Here is a 19367-nt window from a genome sequence, read left to right as displayed (position 1 = left end):
ATTGATTTCAGGGTCTTTTAAGTATTGTATATATGATATGTAGATGCTGAACTAAATTCAGCATGACGATACTATTTAAAAAACAGTATCTACCAATTCTTTGGCATGTTCAGGATAATCTGTAGTATAATGTAAACCCCTACTCTCTTTTCTTTGCATGGCAGATTTTATGACGAGATAAGCAGTTTGAATTACATTTCTTAATTCGCAAAGTTTAACCGAAACCTTATTCTTCTTATAAAACTCTTCTGTTTCCTGATAAATTAAAAACAAGCGGCGATGTGCCCGCTCTAAACGAAAATCGGAACGAACAATACCTACATAATCGCCCATAACTTTTTGTAGCTCCCGAAGATTATGCGTTACCAATACATCTTCATTGCTTTGGGTAACACCTTTCGAATCCCACTCAGGAATATGATCCGGAATAACATTATTTTTGAAGTTCTCTATAGCATCCTGATAAATACGATGAGCAAAAACAGTAGCCTCTAATAATGAATTGGAAGCCAAACGGTTAGCACCATGCAAACCTGTTGAAGAACACTCTCCACATGCATATAAGTTCTTAATTGAAGAGCGACCGTATTCATCAACCAGAATACCACCACACATATAATGAGATGCAGGTGTAACCGGAATATAATCTTTCGTCATATCTATCCCTATTGATAAACACTTCGCATATATATTAGGAAAATGTTTCAGAATGTCTGCTTTCTTACGCATGGTGATATCAAGATAAACAAAATCATCACCCGATTTTTTCATTTCATTATCCACCGCACGGGCTACAATATCACGTGGTGCCAACGATTTACGCTCATCATATTCATGCATAAATTCCTCGCCATTCTTTCTCCTTAAAACACCACCAAAACCCCTTACAGCTTCCGATATTAAAAACGAAGGATACTCTCCAGGATGATACAGAGCAGTTGGATGGAACTGAATAAACTCCATATTCCTCACTTTTCCTTTTGCACGGTAAACCATTGCCATACCATCGCCTGTTGCAATAACCGGATTTGTTGTGGCCGAATACACATGTCCTGCACCACCAGAAGCCATCACAGTCACATTTGCCACAATCTTTTCCACATCGTTAAGCTCTGTGTTAAAGGCATATATACCATAACAGTTAATATCTTCGGTACGTTTATCCACAAACTCACCCAGGTGATGCTGGGTAATTAACTCTAGTGCAAAGTAATGTGTTAATATCTCTATGTTGCTATTCTCATGAATTTCTTTCAATAACACCCTTTCAATTTCGTATCCGGTGATATCTTTATAGTGCAAAACGCGGTGTTCAGAGTGCCCCCCTTCTTTGGCCAAATCGTAGAAACCTGAATTGTCCTTATCGAAATTTATCCCATAATCAATGATCTCCTGAATACGCTGAGGCCCCTCTTTTACAACAATTTCCACAATTTTTTTGTCACATAACCCATCGCCCGCAATCAAGGTATCTTCAATATGTTTCTCAAAAGAATCACCCTTATCTACCACAACTGCTACACCGCCCTGAGCGTATTTTGTATTCGATTCATCTTCGTTCGACTTAGTAACAATTAAAACCTTACCAAACTTTGCTGCCTTAAGCGCAAAACTCAAACCCGCTATACCTGAACCAATTACCAGAAAATCTACTTTTCTCATTAATAAAAACATTTACTTTATCCACGATGTTAACAACTAGTTGATAAATGTTAACTCTGTGTCTAAATTATCCTAACAAATAAATTTGAATGTTTAAAGCTACTCTAAAAAGACAATTTGCCACAATCTTTTAAGTAATTTTTGAGCACCTTTGTACAAGTAATTAACTTTTTACCCACTTATAAACAATTAACATTCCAGTATTGATAAAAATTGAGTGACTTTTCGATAGTGCTGAAAATCAAACTCATGATATTAGAGAAATGTAATCTAAATGTTAGTAAACGATTAACAACTTATATAAAAGAACTTTTTTTTGAAACTTGTCAACAATACTAACACACTAATAAACAAACAAGATTTATTTATTTAAAAATACTTATTAATTATTGAGACGTGGAAAGCTTTATCTTTGACCAACGTCAAAATTCAAAAAAGGAAAATTTTAAAATGAACATAGATGTCTTAGAAGAAATCAATAAAAAAGGTTTCGCAGAAGAGGAAATTGATCCTACGCTCGATCTTTTCGCAGAGATTGAGAAATTAAAAAAGAAAAAAAATGCCATAATCCTTGCACATTATTATCAGGAACCTGATATACAGGATATTGCGGATTATATTGGCGATAGTTTAGGCTTATCGCAAGAAGCTGCTAAAACAGATGCTGATGTAATTGTGTTTGCCGGTGTGCACTTTATGGCCGAAACGGCAAAGATTTTATCGCCTAATAAAACTGTTTTATTGCCAGATGTAAAAGCAGGTTGCTCATTAGCAGACAGTTGTCCGCCACATTTGTTTAGAAAGTTTAAAGAAAAATATCCAGATCACCTGGTAATCACTTATGTAAACTGCACGGCTGAATTAAAAGCTTTAAGTGATATTGTTTGTACAAGTACAAATGCGGTACAGATTGTAGAAAGTTTACCTAAAGACCAAAAAATAATATTTGGCCCTGACCGTAACTTAGGTGCTTATGTAGCAAAGAAAACCGGACGCGATTTGGTATTGTGGAATGGTGCCTGTATGGTACATGAGATTTTTTCGCAGGAGAAAATTACAAAGCTAAAAGAACGCCATCCGAACGCTAAATTTATTGCGCATCCGGAATGTGAAGAAGTGGTTTTAAAAATGGCCGATTATATCGGTTCAACTACGGGACTTTTAAAATACACCATCACCAATCCAGCTACTGAATTTATTGTGGCTACCGAAAGTGGAATTATCCACCAGATGGAAAAGGCAAATCCAACGAAAACATTTATTCCGGCGCCACCAAACAACAGCTGTGCCTGTAACGATTGCCCATACATGAAAAGAAATACTTTAGAAAAACTATATTTATGTATTAAAAATGGTTTACCAGAAGTAACTGTTCCAGAGCATATTATTGAACAGGCACGTAAACCGATCCAAAGAATGCTGGATATTTCGGCGGAACTGGGCTTGTAAAAATTTACAAACCTTACAGGTTTCTGAAACCTGTAAGGTTTATTGAAATATTTATGGAAAAAAGCAACATTCTTAAAAATTACTCGGGCTTACTATGGCTTTTGGCAGGTATAACTGTTGGAAGTATTGTGGGTTTAATTTTTGGGAAAAGCGTTGAAAGTATAAAACCATTAGGAGATATATTTTTAAACCTGTTGTTTACCGCAGTTATTCCATTGGTATTTTTTGCGGTTTCCTCAGCAATTGCAAATATCGATAGAACCAAGAAATTAGGAAGATTGTTAACCATCATGGTTTTGGTATTTCTTTCTACCATTCTTATTTCTGCAGTTTTAACCTTGCTTGCTACATGGATATTTCCTATTCATCAACAGTTAGGAAATTCGCCTTTACCAACTGAACCTGAGAAAATACAGTCGTTTGGTGAACAAATGACACAACTTTTAACAGTTGGTGAATTTTTCGAGATCGGAAGTAGGAAAAACATGCTTGCATTGATTATTTTTTCAGTACTGGTTGGTTTTTCTACGTTATATTCCGGGAAAGAGGGCGATGGCTTTAAGAATTTTTTGGTTTCGGGTAATGAAGTGATGAAAAAACTCATCATTTTGATTATGAAATTAGGACCGATTGGTTTGGGTGCTTATTTTGCTTACCAGGTAGGGGTTTTTGGCCCACAGCTTTTTGGAACTTATGCCAAAGCTTTAGGTTTGTATTACGGTGTAGGCGCATTTTATTTTATCGTCTTTTTCACCTTATATGCTTTTGTAGCAGGTGGATTTAAAGCCATAAAAGTATTTTGGAAAAATAATATAGTGCCTTCTTTAACTTCAATCGGAACCTGCAGCAGTATTGCCACTATTCCGGCGAATTTAGAAGGGACTACAAAAATGGGGGTACCAGCCTACATCACAAATGTGACGATTCCATTAGGTTCAACCTTGCATAAGGATGGGTCGAGTATCAGTTCCATTGTTAAAATTGCTGTTGTTTTTGCCATTTTTGGTAAAGATTTAGTACATGTTGATACCATTATTTTGGCACTGGGTATTACTGTTTTAGTAAGTATTGTGGAAGGTGGAATACCAAATGGAGGTTATATTGGTGAGTTATTAATGATCTCGGCTTATCAATTACCACCAGAAGCGCTACCACCAGCCATGATTATTGGAACTCTGGTTGATCCGATGGCTACTTTGTTAAATGCTACTGGCGATAATGTTGCGGCTATGTTAATTGCCCGGTTTACGGAGGGTAAAAATTGGATGGGGAATATTAAATAGATAATCCGTCACCCTGAACTTGTTTCAGCATGACGATAATTGTAATATAATTTATGTTTGAAAATAAAGAGCGTACAGATATTAATGAATTAGGCGAATTTGGGTTGATTAAACACCTTACAGCTAATTTTAAAATTAAAAACGATTATTCGGTAAAAGGTGTTGGTGATGATGCAGCTGTTTTAGATGCTAAGGGAAAACAGATCTTAATTTCGACCGATTTATTGTTGGAAGGAATCCATTTCGACCTAGCTTATGTGCCTTTAATGCATTTAGGTTACAAAGCTGTTCAGGTAAATTTGAGTGATATTTATGCCATGAATGGAAAAGCAAGTCAAATTACAGTTTCATTGGGTTTGTCGAGCAAATTTCCCTTAGAGGCTGTTGAAGAAATTTATAAAGGAATTGAGCTGGCTTGCAACAAATATAACATCGATTTAATTGGTGGAGATACTTCATCAAGCAAGCAAGGCCTGGTAATCAGTATTACCAGTATTGGTTATGCCGATGCAGATAAAGTGGTGTACAGAAATGGTGCTCAAGAACATGATTTATTATGTGTTTCTGGCGATTTGGGCGGTGCTTATTTAGGCCTGCAAATTTTAGAAAGAGAGAAATTAATCTATCTGGAAAATCCACAGATACAACCCGATTTAGAAGGTAAAGATTATATCATCGAAAGACAATTAAAACCAGAAGCAAGGATGGATATTGTTGCACTTTTAGATGAAATGAATATTAAGCCAACATCGATGATCGATGTTTCGGATGGTTTGGCTTCCGAAATTTTGCATTTGGCAGAACAATCAGGTAAAGGAATAACCATTTATGAAGAGAAAATTCCTTTAGATCCAATGACTTATGAAACTGCCCGTGAATTAGGTTTAGATCCAACAGTTTGTGCATTAAGCGGTGGTGAAGATTATGAGTTATTATTTACCATTAGCCAGGATGATTATAAAAAACTGAAACATGATGTAGATATTACCGTGATTGGGCATGTTACCGATAAAAATTCTGGTTGTAAAATGGTTTCTAAATCAGAAAAAGTACACGAGCTGAAGGCTCAGGGCTGGAACGCTTTTAATAAGTAAATGAAAATATTCACTTATGATTCGAAAAGACCAGCAATTTATTTAAGTGTTGGTCTTTTTATTTTTTCGTTGATTAGACCAGCCTTTGTTTTTGATGGCGGTAGAGGTCTGGAATCTGATCAATCATTTATCTATTTGCTAATTGGTGGAATCGGATTATTTGGTGGTGGTACTGCAGAATTTTTAATTTGGCTAGCTAACCCATTTTATTTCATAGCATTATTTTTATTTGCAAAAAATAAAAAGGTATCCATATTGTTTATTCTGATTTCCAGTTTATTGGCCATTTCTTTTTCGAGTTGGGAGGAAATATTGATTTCTGAAAGTGGATCCAACGGAAAAATAGTATCATTTTCTTCTGGTTATTATTTATGAGTTACAAGTATACTTGTTCTCTGTTTTGGAATTATATATTATTTTGGTAAGCATAGATCAAAGATAGATTAACCAAATCACAAGCTTTTAATATGGCATATAAGGTACTAATAGCTGAGTTAAATACAGGGCATGTATATAATACAAAATTGGAATTGTTCTTAGGAATTGGTGAGACTCTTAGCTACTTTGATCATTATGAAGAAGCTATAAATTATTCTGATTCAATTGTAAATAATAATCCAGCGTTAGAATGTTGGATTAAAGACGAAAAGGATATCATCTTGAGATATAAAAGCATTAATGAAGAGAAATTATTTGATTTGCATTAAGATTGCCTACCTGTTGCAGATGGGTATCGTCAGCAAAACATTTTTCTCGTAACGACTATTTTTAAAATTCAAAAAAGACTAAAGTATTCACTGAAAGATAGAAAATTTAAAAAAAAATCGTTCAAAGCGTCTCGTAAAAAATTACTAATTTTACAGGTTTTGGCAAGCACTTTTTAAATGCTAATTTTTCTAAAAATCGGGAGGCTTCGCCTCTTTTTTTGACATACCTATAAATCTTGCGTTTCATTCAAATCCAAGTACTTTGTATCTATCTGTTTGGTCGTTTTCGCACCTAATTTTTTAATCTTTTCTGAAGTATTGGTTAAATTGCCGGCACCTACCGACAATTTGTTAATGGCTTTATCGTAGGCATCCTGTCCGTTTTTGAGATGTTTGCCAATATTTTCCATGTCTGAAATAAAACCCACAAACTTATCATACATACTGCCACTTAAACGGGCAATTTCCATCACATTCCGGTTTTGGCGCTCCTGTTTCCACATGCTGGCAATAGTGCGTAAAGTGGCTAATAACGTTGACGGACTCACAATTACTACTCTTCTATCCCAGGCAAAATTGAATAGTTCGGCATCTTTTTGCACTGCAATACTGAAAGAAGATTCGATCGGTACAAATAACAATACAAAGTCGGGAGAATTGATTTTATATAAATCCTGGTAGTTTTTAGCAGATAATTCCTGGATATGATTCTTAATTGAGGCTAAATGTTGTTTTATGTAGCCTTCACGCTCTTCATCCGTCTCTGCAGATACCGAGCGTTCATAAGCTACCAATGATACCTTAGCGTCAACCACAAGATGTTTGTTGTCTGGCAGGTCAATCACTACATCGGGCTGGTAGCGACCGCCTTCGGCGGATATATGCGAGGCTTGAATGCGGTATTCCTGATCGCGTACTAAACCAGAACGTTCCAGAACTTTTTCCAGAATTACCTCTCCCCAGTTACCCTGTTTTTTACTATCGCCCTTTAAGGCTTTGGTTAAATTATTGGCATCCTCCTGAATCTGTTTGCTTTGATCCATTAATAAAGAAATTACACCTTTCAACGTATTTCTTTCATCCGATTCGGCTTTGTAAACCTTTTCTACCTTGTCTTCAAAAGCTTTAATATTTTCTTTCAAAGGATTTAAGATAATATCTAAGTTGGTCCGGTTCTGCTCAACAAATTTGCTCGATTTTTCATCTAGTATTTTATTGGCAATTAATTCAAAATCTTTGTTTAATTTTTCTTGCGACTGCTCAAAACTTAGCCTCTGTTCGGCAAGTTTTTCTTTTTCGGACAGGTAAAAAGATCTGGTACTTTCCAGTTCACGGTTGGCATCGGCCAGCCGGTCGCGCTCAGCCTGTAATTCATCAATCAGGCGTTGCTGTTCTTGTTTAAGTAACGCAGTAATGTGTTCTTTTTCGGCAGATAAATTAGAAACACGTTCATCTGCCTTGGCCAAGCTGATTTTTAACGATTCATTTTCACTTTTTGTTCTTTCGAAATCTTCTGCAGAGATAATAGAAAGAGCAGCTTGTGGTTTTTTCAATAATAAAATAACCAGAACTATTAAAATAACGATTAGTAAAGCAATACCCGCAATCTCCATAATGATAAAAATTTTAGTAAAAATGAAGATTTAAAATAGATATACCAAAAAATTTTAGTTATTGTGAACGGAAAATAACGGAAAAAAATTTCTATAATTGGACATTAGTATTTTATAAATGAACGCATTAACAGTCCTTATATCCTGCCCCGATCAAGTTGGTTTAGTTACAAATATTACCCGCGTGCTGGCTGCACACCAATTGAATATTATCGCCATGCGAGAGTTTGTAGACGAAGCCAATAAATCGTTTTTTACCCGTATTGCCTGTACCGGAAACCTGGGGGATGCAGAAAAATTAAAGGAAAAGCTCTTAGAAAACCTGCCAAATGCTGCTGAGGTAAATTTAATTACTCAACAGGAAAAACAGATTGCTGTTTTGGTAACCAAGGAGTATCATTGTTTAGCGGAGATACTGATTAAAAACCAATTCAAAACTTTGGGGGCCAACGTACAATGTGTGATAGGCAATTATGAAAGCCTGAGAGATTTTACGGAAAAATTGGGTATTCCTTATTTTTATGTCGATCATACCAATAAGGATAAAAGTGAATTTGAGGCTGAAGTTAAAGTTATTATTAATCGATTTGAGGTAGATTATTTGGTGCTGGCTAAATTTATGCGAATCCTCTCTGCTGATTTTGTAAAAGATTATGCAGGTAAAATCATCAACATTCACCATTCCTTTTTACCTGCTTTTATTGGCGCCAATCCTTACCGGCAAGCTTTTGAGCGTGGCGTGAAAATTATTGGAGCTACTGCCCATTTTGTTACCGATAATTTGGATGAAGGTCCGATCATTACACAACATACTAACCACATCGATCATAATTTTGGGGTAAAAGAAATGGTTCGGGCAGGAAAAGAAATAGAGAAAAAAGTGCTTTTAGAAGCTCTGGAGCTTATTTTTGAAGACCGGGTTTTTGTGAGTGGAAATAAGACCATTGTGTTTAAGTAGATAAGTGATTAGCCTTTGGCGAATGATCGATATGGCTGTCATTTTTTTTAAGTAAAGCGCAACCTAACCAAGAACCAGGAGGTGCTCAGCGAAGTTAAATTTATCAGAAAATGTTATCCTAAATGCAATGAAGGGTCTTTAAAAACAGAAATATAACAGTAAATTGAAAAATGAACTCAGCGTGCACTGTGGTTTTTCTCCGTTTTCTTTGTGGTAAAAAAAGCTATTAGCTTTTCAGCAGCAGATTCGCCACATCTTCTCCTGTTTGCGCACCAATGGCAATGCCCATACCATTACATCTTGTAGCGCAAAATATATTGGGTTTAATCTCTTCTATAAGTGGTTCCAGAATCTTTCCAAAAGCCATAATGCCACTCCAGCGGTAATCGATTTCATAATTGACTTTAGGGAGGATGACGTTTTTTAATAAATCTTCTAATGCTAGCTGAACGGCCTCTGTTTGGCCAAATTCAGTGGTTTCTTCCGCTTTAAAATTGATATTTCTGCCACCACCTAATAGAATTCTATTATTTATATTTCTAAAATAGTAATAACCTTTATCGTAGTGGAAGGTACCTGCTATTTTTAAATCTTTAATGGGTTTGGTAATTAAAACCTGGCCACGGCCGGGATTAACATCAACATCGGGAAATAAATCTTTTACAAAGGCATTGGTAGTTACAATTAGCCGTTTACAGAAAAAGTTTCCGTTTTTGGTTACCAACTGTATAGCCTTGTTTTTTTCCTGAATCTGATCTACCAGACAATTATTAAATATACTAACGCCGAGTTTTTGTGCATATTGAATTAAGGCAGACATCATTTTACCGCTATCAATCTGTGCTTCGTACCTATTTTCGATTAAAGTTATGATACCTTTAAAACCAAAGGAACCAATTTTCTTATTGGCATGGGCAAAAGCATTAGCTCCAATAATATCGTTAATGAGACGGTTATAATGTTCAATTTTGGATACACATTTGTCAGCCAGAAAAATGTCATCATTTTTAAATAATTCGTACCCTCCTAAACATTGGTAATCAATGGTTTTATCTCCTAATAAATTGCGCAGTTTAAGCAGGCCTTTCCAGCGTTTTTCTATAAGGAGTGCCAGGCCATCTAAACCAGTACATGCTTCTTGCTCAATCAGTTCAGAAATGCTACCAAAGCATGCAAAACCCGCATTTTTGGTGCTGGCGCCTGTTGGTAAAAAGCCCCTTTCGAGTATAGCAATTTTTAAAGCCGGAGCAGTTTTTCTAAGTTGTATGGCAGCATTTAAACCCACAATTCCACTACCGATAATAATGATATCGTAAGTAAAAAATGACTCCTTCTCCCAATATGAAAATACTGTTGGCATAGTATAAATGTACCATTTTTTAACAGTCAAATAATATGGGAACGCTTTTTGATATGTGTTAAACGAAAAACATACAGAAAGAAAATGGGAGTTTATTTAATATTAATCATCCCGGTACTATTGCTGAGCATGTTTGTACAATGGCGATTTAGAAATAAGTTTTCTAAGTATGCTGAAATGCAACTTAGCTCAGGTTTATCGGGCAAAGAGGTAGCAGAAAGAATGCTACATGATAATGGGATATACGACGTGAAGGTGATGAGTACCGAAGGACAACTAACAGATCATTACAATCCATCAGATAAAACCGTTAATTTAAGTACAGATGTATACTATAGCCGAAGCGTAGCAGCCGCGGCTGTAGCGGCGCACGAATGTGGACATGCCGTACAACAGGCAAAATCTTATAACTGGCTTCAGTTAAGAAGCAGTATGGTTCCGGTAGTAAGTATATCATCTAATCTTTTACAATGGGTATTATTAATTGGTGTATTGTTAATAGGCTTTACCGGAAATCCAATTGTTTTGGCGATTGGTGTAGTAGGTTTAGCACTGGTAACCATATTCAGTATCATTACCCTACCAGTCGAATTTGATGCCAGTAACCGTGCATTGGCCTGGCTAAAAAATAATAACGGTGTAATGCAAACACAAGAAGAAAATGCGCAGGCTAAAGATGCACTTTGGTGGGCAGCCATGACTTATGTAGTAGCAGCTGTTGGTGCATTAGCCAATTTATTGTATTACGCATCGATGCTTTTTGGAAGAAGCAGAGATTAAGGAGATATCTAATTATGAAAAGCACAGAGCGGCCGGGTTAATCCTGGCCGTTTTTGGTTATTAATTTTAACTCGATCGTCATGCTGAATTTATTTTATTAGCAGTTTTTATTGTTTTAAAGGTCTAATGGCTACTTTGTGGTCAGCATCTGTTCGATCAGATAGACCCTGAAATAAATTACCTTCGGTGAGCTCGCTGAGGCTCGGTTCAGGGTGATGGCTATATTTAAAATATCTATTTGGAAAGCAGGTTTTGTGGTGCTTAGGTAGGCTTCGGTCCCGCTCCCGCTTCTGCCGATAGAAAAAATCGGCATCCCGCTTTGATCGGGTTTATGTGGCTAGGTTAGTAATACTATTTAGGGTTGCAGGGTGCACAAAAAATTGCAGGCATCATGCTGTTAAACCTTTAATAGTTGCAGCAAAACTGCGGTCTAAACCTGATTGCAGCGGCAGCTCCCGATTGAAAAGAGGGACTATAGCGGAAAGCAGGAATAGCCTAAAAATGGAACACTGAAATTGCTTTTCTACCCCTCATCTATACTAAAAGGTCTTGTCATCTCAACTGGAGTGCAATCCCGAACTTTCGGGAGAGAGAGCTCTGGATCAAATTAAACTTTATAGATTTCTCCTCCAAAGGAGTTCCTTTGGAACACTACGGACGAAATGACGATTTGTGGCAAAATGGAATTAAGAATTAATTTAATTTATAAGGAGCAATCAATTGAAATTCTGGAATATCAACCTCGAATTCTGATCCATCAATGTCGCGTTTCATTAAGTACGCACCTTTCATACTGCCCATATCGGTTTTGAGGTTACATCCAGAAACATATACGTGTGTTTCGCCAGGCCGAATAATTGGCTGTAAACCCACAACGCCCTCTCCTTCTACCTCTCTTCGGCTACTGTTCGAATCGAAAATAAACCATTGGCGGCGCATTAATTGCACAGCATAATCAGAAAGATTAGAAATTTCCACGCGATAAGCGAACATATAATGCTCGTTGGCCGGATTTGAATATTCTGGCTGGTATACTGTTTCTACTGAAACTTTAACTCCGTCTGTAATAGCTGTAACCATGGTGATTTACGAATGTATAAAAAAAGCTTTCAAAAATCAAGCCAGTACTCTAGTGGCATCATAGTCGGCAAATTTTTCTGCCACTTCTTCTAAAATACTGTAAATGTTGTTGATATCAGGCTCGGCCACCAAACGCATGCGGTATGGTTTAAAATCTGGTAAGCCTTTAAAATAGTTTGCATAGTGGCGGCGCATTTCGAAAATTCCGGTTTTAGGCCCTTTCCATTCAAGCGATTTATCTAAATGTGTACGACAAACTTCAATACGTTCTTCAATGGTTGGCCCGGCAAGGTGTTCGCCTGTTTTAAAAAAGTGTTTTACCTCGCGGAAAATCCATGGGTAACCGATTGCCGCACGGCCGATCATGATGCCATCTACCTCATATTCCATACGCCAGTTGGCTGCTTTTTCAGGGCTATCTACGTCGCCATTACCAAAAATTGGGATTTTGATGCGCGGATTACGCTTAATCTCCCGGATAAGTGACCAATCTGCTTCGCCTTTGTATAATTGTGCCCTGGTGCGGCCATGGATGGTAAGGGCCTGGATACCCACGTCCTGAAGTCGCTCGGCAACCTCGTAAACGTTTTTTGTATTATCATCCCAGCCTAGACGGGTTTTTACGGTAACAGGTAAATGTGAAGCTTTAACAACAGCCTCAGTCATCTTTACCATTTTATCAATATCCTGTAACAGACTGGAGCCTGCGCCTTTGCATACTACGTTCTTAACCGGGCAGCCATAATTAATGTCAACCAGGTCAGGTCCTGCTGCAGAAGCAATTTCTGAGGCTTCGCGCATGTGATCGATATCACCACCAAAAATCTGGATGCCAATTGGTCTTTCGTATTCAAAAATATCAAGCTTTTGTCTGCTTTTTGCAGCATCACGGATCAAGCCTTCCGAAGAAATAAATTCAGTGTACATCATATCGGCCCCGTTTTTTTTGCATACATAACGGAACGGCGGATCGCTTACATCCTCCATTGGAGCCAGTAATAACGGGAACTCACCTAAATCTATATTTCCTATCTTAACAGACATTTTCTATCTTCAACGATTAATAAAACATACAAAGGTACAAATAATGAATTTTGTAACACCTAACAAGGAGGAAATCAATCCTTTCTTACAATTACTTTTACTTTTATTTTACGCAGTTATCGGCGGACTTGTGTTTGGAATTCTAGCTATTGTCATTGTTTTACTAATGTATGGCTTAGGAATAGTAAGTAATTTGGACATGCTTTTAGCTGGCGATACGAGGTATATTGCTGGTTTTAAAGTGATACAAATATTAAGTTCGATTGGAACATTTATTTTACCTCCTATCGCCTTGGCCTTAACAGAAAGGAAAAAGGTAACGGAGTTTTATCTTTTCAAGCAGCCAAAATTCTTGTTGGTTGTGCTTGTGCTGGCTATAATGATATTAAGCATGCCGTTTATGGAATGGACTGTGATATGGAACCAGAAAATGATTTTGCCTGATTTTTTGCATAAGATAGAACAATGGATGAAAGAAAAGGAGGCTATTGCAATGAAAATGACAATTCAATTGATCACTGTGCGCAGTAATTTCGATTTTATTGTAAACCTTGTCATGATTGCTGTTATACCTGCAATTGGTGAAGAATTAATGTTCCGTGGCGGCGTGCAACGATCGTTAACCAGGGCTTTTGATAATCCACACGTTGCAATTTGGTTATCAGCCATTATTTTCAGTGCCATCCATGTGCAGTTTTATGGTTTTGTGCCACGTATGTTATTGGGTGCAGGTTTTGGCTACCTGTATTATTACAGCGGAAGTATTTGGTATGCCATGCTGGCGCACTTCTTAAACAATGCTTATGCGGTTTGCGCGGCTTTTTACATGCAAAAGCATCACATGCCACTTGATAAAGCTGATGAACCGATCGGTTTTCCATGGTATGGCTATTTAATTAGTGCAATAATTACCATAGCTTTGTTCAAAATTTTTAAAGATAACGCAACACGTGAGCGAAAATTGGGTTAAAGTATATACCACCAGCGATGCCTTTGCGGCAGAGGTATTAAAACAGGGATTAACAGAAGCCGGAATTCCGGCAGTAACGATAAATAAACAGCTCTCGGCATATAATATTGGCGAAATAAATGTTTTGGTGAATAAGGTAGATTTCGATAAAGCCATAGAATACATTGTTGAAAACGAAATTGAATAGTGATGATGATCTTAAACTTTACACCCTTTACCTCCTACCTTAAATGAAAACCAGGGCAATAACCGCTTTCTTTTTTACCATTGTAATGCTTGGCTCTATCCTTCTGGGGAGCTACACTTTTACCATCTTTTATCTTGTTTTAAGTGTTTTGGCTTTGTTTGAATTTTACAAGCTGATTAAAAACTCTGGCATCAGGCCACACCGTAATATCGGTTTGGCAGCGGGTTCATTAATATTTTTGATGGCGGCAGGCCTACACTACCTTAAATATGATGTGAAGTATTTGCTACTTTGTATCCCGCTAATTTTCTCGGTTTTTATTACTGAGCTATATAAAAAGAACAAAATTCCATTCGCCAACATCTCGTACACTTTTGTTGGCTTTGTTTATGTAACCATTCCTTTCTGTTTTTTTCATGCCCTGGGCTTTTTGAAAAACTGGAACGAATATAACTTTCATCTTCCGCTGGCATTTTTACTGATGCTTTGGGCAAATGATACAGGTGCTTATCTTTTTGGTGTAAAATACGGTAAACGTAAATTATTTGAGCGCCACTCGCCAAAGAAAAGCTGGGAAGGTTTTTTCGGAGGCATGTTCACCAGTGTTTTGGTCGCTTTTGGCTTGTCATTTCTGTTTACCGAAAGTCCAGCATGGGTTTGGATTGGTATGGCGGTATTGATTGCTAGTTTTGGTACATTGGGCGATTTAGTAGAATCGATGCTTAAACGCAGTTTGGATACGAAAGATAGTGGTGGTTTATTACCGGGCCATGGCGGGTTGTTAGATCGTTTTGATGGGTTATTATTGGCTGCTCCCGTGGTTTACGCCTATTTATATCTGATTTTGTATTAAGCGAGCATCGAGAAAGACCTCAGTATTGGCATCATTCTCGCGCATGTGGGAATATTAAAGCAGTTCAATACTCATGCTATACAATCGCTATTCTCCCTAATCCTCGTTAAAAACGAGGGCTATTTTATACATTAGCTGTTACAACATAATATTCTCTTTCTACTCGTTCGCCTGTTTTACTTTGTACCTGCTCTAATTTTTTAAGCGTATTTTTAATGGTAAATCCCGCTTTTTCTAATAGTTCTTTTACGGTTTCTACTTCGTAAAGTGTAAAGCCATAAGGAGTAAAAGGCAGGTTTTGCATGAAAGTTTTATCAGCAAAACATATAACCAAAGTGCCGTCAGGTCTTAATATCCGCTTAATTTCGCTGAGGTATTCGCTTGGATTTGTCCAAAAATATATCGTATTAACCGTAAAAACTTTATCGAACCGATCATCATCAAATGGTAATGTAAGGCCATCTGTTAACTGAAAGTGGACTTTTCCTTTTGTGATGAAATCCTGATTGATCTTTTCGGCTTCTGCAATAATGGTTGCAGAAATATCAGCACCAAAATAAGCGAGGTTCTCTGCTTTTAACAATAGTTGAGCAATATGCCCGCCGTTACCATGACCGATTTCTAAAACGGTTTCATTGTTTTGAAGGTTTAATGCCTCAATTGCAGAAGTGGTCATGCCGATATTATTGGCATGCATCATTTCGCCTGTTTTAATGCCGTGTTCGCCTTCAGGACAAGCCAATTGTTTGGCAATATTTTTTAAGTCTTCCTCAGAAAGTTGATGTTCCATAGTCAAATTTAAAAATTTGGGCGTTATGATTTTTTACATCTTTTCTGCCGAGGTTATGAGATTATTTGATCACTTGAACCGGCTTTTTATTTTCATCGATCGCCACAAAAGTAAAATCGCCATGAACGGCCAATTCTCTTCCTTCGGCATACATCTGCTCAATATAAATTTCTACGTTCACTTTTAAACTGGTATTACCCACATGCTTTACCTTGCCGATAAGCTCTACGATAGTGCCTGCGGGGATTGGTTTTTTAAAGTCTATCCTGTCGCTGCTTACAGTAACCATAATCTGACGGCTAAAACGGGTTGCGGTAATGAAAGCAACTTCGTCCATTAAATGCATGGCTGTTCCACCGAAAAGAGTGTCGTAATGGTTTGTTGTATTAGGGAAAACGGCTTTAAAAATGCTGGTTTTAGAATTTTCTATTCTTTCTTCTAGGGTCATGGGTTAAATATAGGTGCTGTAAAAAGCTTTGGCAACTTTCTAGTTATTTTTAGTAGAAAATTGCCAAAGTAAAAGGTTTGCCTTGAGAAATGGATACTGAAATGTAAAAAAATGTGCTTTCAGTAATGTAATTAAGTAGCGAAATAACTAAAAAGATGTCATCCTGAGCTTGTCGAAGGACAGTCTTTTTAGTTATTTCACGATAAGGGTCTTCGACAAGCTCAGACTGACAACAATCGAATTCTTAACTTAATAGTATTGGTTTCTGTGTGACAAAATTAGAATTAATTCACCTGAAGATCTGCAGCGAGCACCTCTTCGGTTTTACGCATTTCTTTTGCGGCTTCAACCATTTCTATCAAAGCTTTTTTGGTTTCATCCCATCCACGGGTTTTTAAACCGCAATCGGGGTTTACCCAGAGTTGCCCGGAGGGAATAACAGCTTTTGCTTTTTTAAGCAATTGAACCATTTCTTCCCTCTTCGGAACCCTTGGAGAGTGAATGTCGTATACCCCGGGGCCGATTTCGTTTGGATATTTAAAATCGGCAAATGCGTCTAATAACTCCATCTGCGAACGTGAGGTTTCGATCGTGATTACATCTGCATCCATATCGGCGATGTTTTGGATGATATCGTTAAACTCAGAGTAACACATGTGCGTATGGATCTGCGTATCGTCTTTCACGCCGCTTGCCGAAATTTTAAAGGCTTTAACCGCCCAGTTCAGGTAAGTTTGCCAATCAGCTTTGCGTAATGGTAAACCTTCTCTAATGGCTGGTTCATCAATCTGGATGATTTTAATACCTGCATTTTCCAGATCGCAAACCTCATCGCGGATGGCCAGGGCAATCTGAGTACAGGTTTCTGATCTAGGTTGATCATTACGTACAAACGACCATTGTAAGATGGTTACAGGACCGGTTAACATACCTTTCATGTATTTTGTGGTAAGTGACTGCGCATAGGCGGTCCACTTTACTGTCATAGGTTTTGGGCGCGAAACATCACCAAAAATAATAGGAGGTTTTACACAGCGTGAACCATAACTCTGTACCCAACCGTTTTTAGAGAAGGCGAAACCATCTAGCTGTTCACCAAAGTATTCAACCATATCGTTGCGCTCAAATTCGCCATGAACCAAAACATCCAGATCGATTTCTTCCTGCCAGTTTACCGCTTTTGCGGTTTCTTTTGCTATGAGGTCATCATATTCTTCAACGGTAAAAGTTCCGTTTTTAAGTTTTGCTCTCCAGCTCCTTACCTCTGCCGTTTGCGGAAATGAGCCGATGGTTGTAGTGGCATAACTTGGTAGATTGAGTTCCTGTTGTTTAATTTTTCGGCTAGAAAATGGGCTTAAACGTTCTGCATCCTGCTCTTTTAATGCTAAAACACGTTGTTTAACTTCAGGATTGTGGATGATTTTAGAAACTTTACGGTTAGCAATCGCAGTCTTATTTTCTTCAAGCTTTTGCAGGGTAGATGCAGGGCTTTCGTTGGTGATGAGTTTTTTTAAGGTAACGACCTCAGCAATTTTTTGTTTCGCATAAGCCAGCCACTGTTTAATTTCGGCCGAAAGGTTTTGCTCATTGGTTTCATTGTCTAAATCAACCGGCGAGTGTATTAGGGAACAAGATGGGGCAATCCACACTTTATCCAGACCTCTTTTTTCTACAACCTGGTTAATGATTGAAACAGATTTCTCGAAATCATTTTTCCAGATGTTTCTTCCATCTACCAAACCTAAAGAAAGGATGGTATCTTCTTTTAACGAAGCTAAAACATCTATCAATTGACCTTCAGCGCGTACCAGATCGATATGTAAAACATTTACTGGCAATGAAGTAGTTAAGGCAAGATTGTTGCCTAAACCTTCGAAATAAGTTGCTAAAACGATCTTTAACCTTGGAAAAGCTTTTCTAATTTCTTTATAAACATATTCATAAGCTTTTTTGTCTTTTTCGGTAAGGTCTAAAGTTAAAAACGGCTCATCAAACTGAACATATTCTACACCCAAGGCATCTAAGCGAGATAAAATCTCGATATATACTGGAAGCAAGTTTTTGATCAGATCGATTTTTTCGAAGCCAGCTTCTTTTTCTTTTCCCAATAAAAGGTAAGATACCGGTCCGATTAAAACAGGTTTTGTAGTAATGCCTAATTGTTTTGCTTCGTAAAACTCATCGATAATTTTGGTAGAGAAGAGTTTAAAAGGCTGGTTTTTGTAAAACTCAGGAACGATGTAATGGTAATTGGTATCGAACCATTTGGTCATTTCCATCGCTACCACATCTAATCCTTCTTTTTGATAACCCCTGGCCATGGCAAAATAGAGATCAAGCTCCGAATTTCCTTTTTTCAGGATCACTTCGTTATACCTTTTCGGTATTGCACCAAAAGTTAACGAATGATCGAGCACATGATCATAAAAAGAAAAGTCGTTCGAGGGAATGATATCAATTCCAGCTTCTTTTTGAAGGTTCCAGTTTTCGTGGCGAATGTTTTTTCCCACCTGAAGTACATTTTTGTACCCAGTTTTATCTGCCCAGTAATTTTCGCAGATTTTCTTTAATTCCCTTTGGCTACCTATTCGCGGATAGCCCAGATTTTGCGTTAGCATCTCTTTTAAAGATTAAGTAAATAAATCGTTTAAAAGCTCTTAAAGCACTATTTTGTAATACTCTATGTTAAAAATTAAAGGGAAAGGTTTGGGCACAAACAACCTGCTCATCAGCCAAAAGCTTAAAGCAAGCATATAAAATTTTAATTTTATCGTGTACAATCAGACCTGACCAATTACTTTATAACGCGAAAGTACCGTCAATTCAATATAGGCAGGTCTCCTGACTTATTCCCGATCTTATCGCCTTCCCATCCCGGTAAACGGCACAGTGGCATGAATGATAAGACCGTTGTCTTTTTAATAAAAGACAGAATTTACAGTTGCGCGACAGCTCGTGATTTGCACACGATTCCCTATTAATCCCGGGTGTAATTCCGGGAACCTGTATCGGTTGATGAAAAATAAAGTTAAGAACTTACATCAGGACAAATGTATGGATTAGGATTTAAAACTTGTAACAAATTTACA

18 protein-coding genes and 1 riboswitch are annotated in these 19367 nt (G+C 37.4%); of the genes, 10 read left to right on the top strand and 8 right to left on the bottom strand.

What is annotated here, in order from left to right:
- Positions 1 to 75: 75 nt before the first annotated feature.
- A complete protein-coding gene (nadB, locus tag H9N25_RS20215) occupies positions 76 to 1662 on the bottom strand; it encodes an L-aspartate oxidase (RefSeq protein ID WP_167295908.1) in 1587 nt (528 codons plus the stop codon).
- A gap of 408 nt (positions 1663 to 2070) precedes the next feature.
- Between nadB and nadA the strand changes: the two genes are divergently transcribed.
- The 5 genes from nadA (at position 2071) to H9N25_RS20190 (ending at position 6195) form a co-directional block, all read left to right on the top strand.
- Positions 2071 to 3111, top strand: a complete 1041-nt coding sequence (gene nadA, locus H9N25_RS20210) for a quinolinate synthase NadA (protein ID WP_407947460.1) — start codon at positions 2071 to 2073, stop codon at positions 3109 to 3111.
- 53 nt (positions 3112 to 3164) lie between these two features.
- Complete coding sequence (locus H9N25_RS20205; protein WP_190327028.1) at positions 3165 to 4394, top strand: dicarboxylate/amino acid:cation symporter; 1230 nt, start codon at positions 3165 to 3167, stop codon at positions 4392 to 4394.
- A 53-nt stretch (positions 4395 to 4447) separates the two neighbouring features.
- Complete coding sequence (thiL, locus tag H9N25_RS20200) at positions 4448 to 5488, top strand: thiamine-phosphate kinase (protein ID WP_167295906.1); 1041 nt, start codon at positions 4448 to 4450, stop codon at positions 5486 to 5488.
- On the top strand, positions 5489 to 5863 hold the full coding sequence (locus tag H9N25_RS20195) for a hypothetical protein (protein WP_190327027.1): 375 nt from the start codon (positions 5489 to 5491) through the stop codon (positions 5861 to 5863). It begins immediately after the preceding gene.
- 92 nt (positions 5864 to 5955) lie between these two features.
- Complete coding sequence (locus tag H9N25_RS20190; RefSeq protein WP_167295904.1) at positions 5956 to 6195, top strand: hypothetical protein; 240 nt, start codon at positions 5956 to 5958, stop codon at positions 6193 to 6195.
- 227 nt (positions 6196 to 6422) lie between these two features.
- On the opposite strand, the gene H9N25_RS20185 is transcribed toward H9N25_RS20190, so the two are convergent.
- Positions 6423 to 7808 carry a DNA recombination protein RmuC gene (locus H9N25_RS20185; protein WP_167295903.1) on the bottom strand — a complete coding sequence of 462 codons (1386 nt, stop codon included), beginning with the start codon at positions 7806 to 7808 and terminating at the stop codon, positions 6423 to 6425.
- A 118-nt stretch (positions 7809 to 7926) separates the two neighbouring features.
- Between H9N25_RS20185 and purU the strand changes: the two genes are divergently transcribed.
- Positions 7927 to 8766 (top strand): formyltetrahydrofolate deformylase, encoded by an 840-nt coding sequence (purU, locus tag H9N25_RS20180; RefSeq protein ID WP_167295902.1) that lies wholly within the window; start codon positions 7927 to 7929, stop codon positions 8764 to 8766.
- 226 nt (positions 8767 to 8992) lie between these two features.
- Here purU and H9N25_RS20175 read toward each other — a convergent pair whose 3' ends face one another.
- Complete coding sequence (locus H9N25_RS20175) at positions 8993 to 10126, bottom strand: NAD(P)/FAD-dependent oxidoreductase (protein ID WP_190327026.1); 1134 nt, start codon at positions 10124 to 10126, stop codon at positions 8993 to 8995.
- An 84-nt stretch (positions 10127 to 10210) separates the two neighbouring features.
- Between H9N25_RS20175 and H9N25_RS20170 the strand changes: the two genes are divergently transcribed.
- On the top strand, positions 10211 to 10906 hold the full coding sequence (locus H9N25_RS20170) for a zinc metallopeptidase (RefSeq protein WP_057930995.1): 696 nt from the start codon (positions 10211 to 10213) through the stop codon (positions 10904 to 10906).
- Positions 10907 to 11599: 693 nt separating this feature from the next.
- On the opposite strand, the gene apaG is transcribed toward H9N25_RS20170, so the two are convergent.
- Positions 11600 to 11986, bottom strand: a complete 387-nt coding sequence (gene apaG, locus H9N25_RS20165) for a Co2+/Mg2+ efflux protein ApaG (protein ID WP_167295900.1) — start codon at positions 11984 to 11986, stop codon at positions 11600 to 11602.
- Between the two features lie 36 nt (positions 11987 to 12022).
- A complete protein-coding gene (gene dusB, locus H9N25_RS20160) occupies positions 12023 to 13030 on the bottom strand; it encodes a tRNA dihydrouridine synthase DusB (protein WP_167295899.1) in 1008 nt (335 codons plus the stop codon).
- A 43-nt stretch (positions 13031 to 13073) separates the two neighbouring features.
- Between dusB and H9N25_RS20155 the strand changes: the two genes are divergently transcribed.
- Genes H9N25_RS20155 through H9N25_RS20145 form a run of 3 tightly spaced genes read left to right on the top strand, consistent with a single transcriptional unit; the run spans position 13074 to position 15040 of the window.
- Positions 13074 to 14000: a CPBP family intramembrane glutamic endopeptidase gene (locus H9N25_RS20155; protein ID WP_190327025.1), complete on the top strand. Its 927-nt coding sequence runs from the start codon at positions 13074 to 13076 to the stop codon at positions 13998 to 14000.
- Positions 13981 to 14187 carry a putative signal transducing protein gene (locus H9N25_RS20150; protein WP_029274925.1) on the top strand — a complete coding sequence of 69 codons (207 nt, stop codon included), beginning with the start codon at positions 13981 to 13983 and terminating at the stop codon, positions 14185 to 14187. The genes H9N25_RS20155 and H9N25_RS20150 overlap by 20 nt, the downstream gene beginning before the upstream one ends.
- A 43-nt stretch (positions 14188 to 14230) precedes the next feature.
- The gene (locus tag H9N25_RS20145; protein ID WP_190327024.1) at positions 14231 to 15040 is read left to right on the top strand and encodes a phosphatidate cytidylyltransferase; all 810 of its coding nucleotides are present in this window, start codon (positions 14231 to 14233) and stop codon (positions 15038 to 15040) included.
- 124 nt (positions 15041 to 15164) lie between these two features.
- Here H9N25_RS20145 and H9N25_RS20140 read toward each other — a convergent pair whose 3' ends face one another.
- The 3 genes from H9N25_RS20140 to metE form a co-directional block, all read right to left on the bottom strand.
- Positions 15165 to 15830, bottom strand: coding sequence for a class I SAM-dependent methyltransferase (locus H9N25_RS20140; protein WP_190327023.1), 666 nt, complete (start codon positions 15828 to 15830; stop codon positions 15165 to 15167).
- A 61-nt stretch (positions 15831 to 15891) separates the two neighbouring features.
- Positions 15892 to 16278: an acyl-CoA thioesterase gene (locus tag H9N25_RS20135; RefSeq protein WP_167295895.1), complete on the bottom strand. Its 387-nt coding sequence runs from the start codon at positions 16276 to 16278 to the stop codon at positions 15892 to 15894.
- Positions 16279 to 16562: 284 nt separating this feature from the next.
- A complete protein-coding gene (metE, locus tag H9N25_RS20130) occupies positions 16563 to 18896 on the bottom strand; it encodes a 5-methyltetrahydropteroyltriglutamate--homocysteine S-methyltransferase (protein WP_190327022.1) in 2334 nt (777 codons plus the stop codon).
- Positions 18897 to 19092: 196 nt separating this feature from the next.
- Positions 19093 to 19300: riboswitch (cobalamin riboswitch) on the bottom strand.
- Positions 19301 to 19367: the final 67 nt, after the last annotated feature.

It is taken from the genome of Pedobacter riviphilus (assembly GCF_014692875.1).
GTDB classification, from domain to species: Bacteria; Bacteroidota; Bacteroidia; order Sphingobacteriales; family Sphingobacteriaceae; genus Pedobacter; species Pedobacter riviphilus.
The sequence above is the reverse complement of the archived record's forward strand: the minus strand, read 5'-3'. Positions and strand labels throughout refer to the sequence as shown.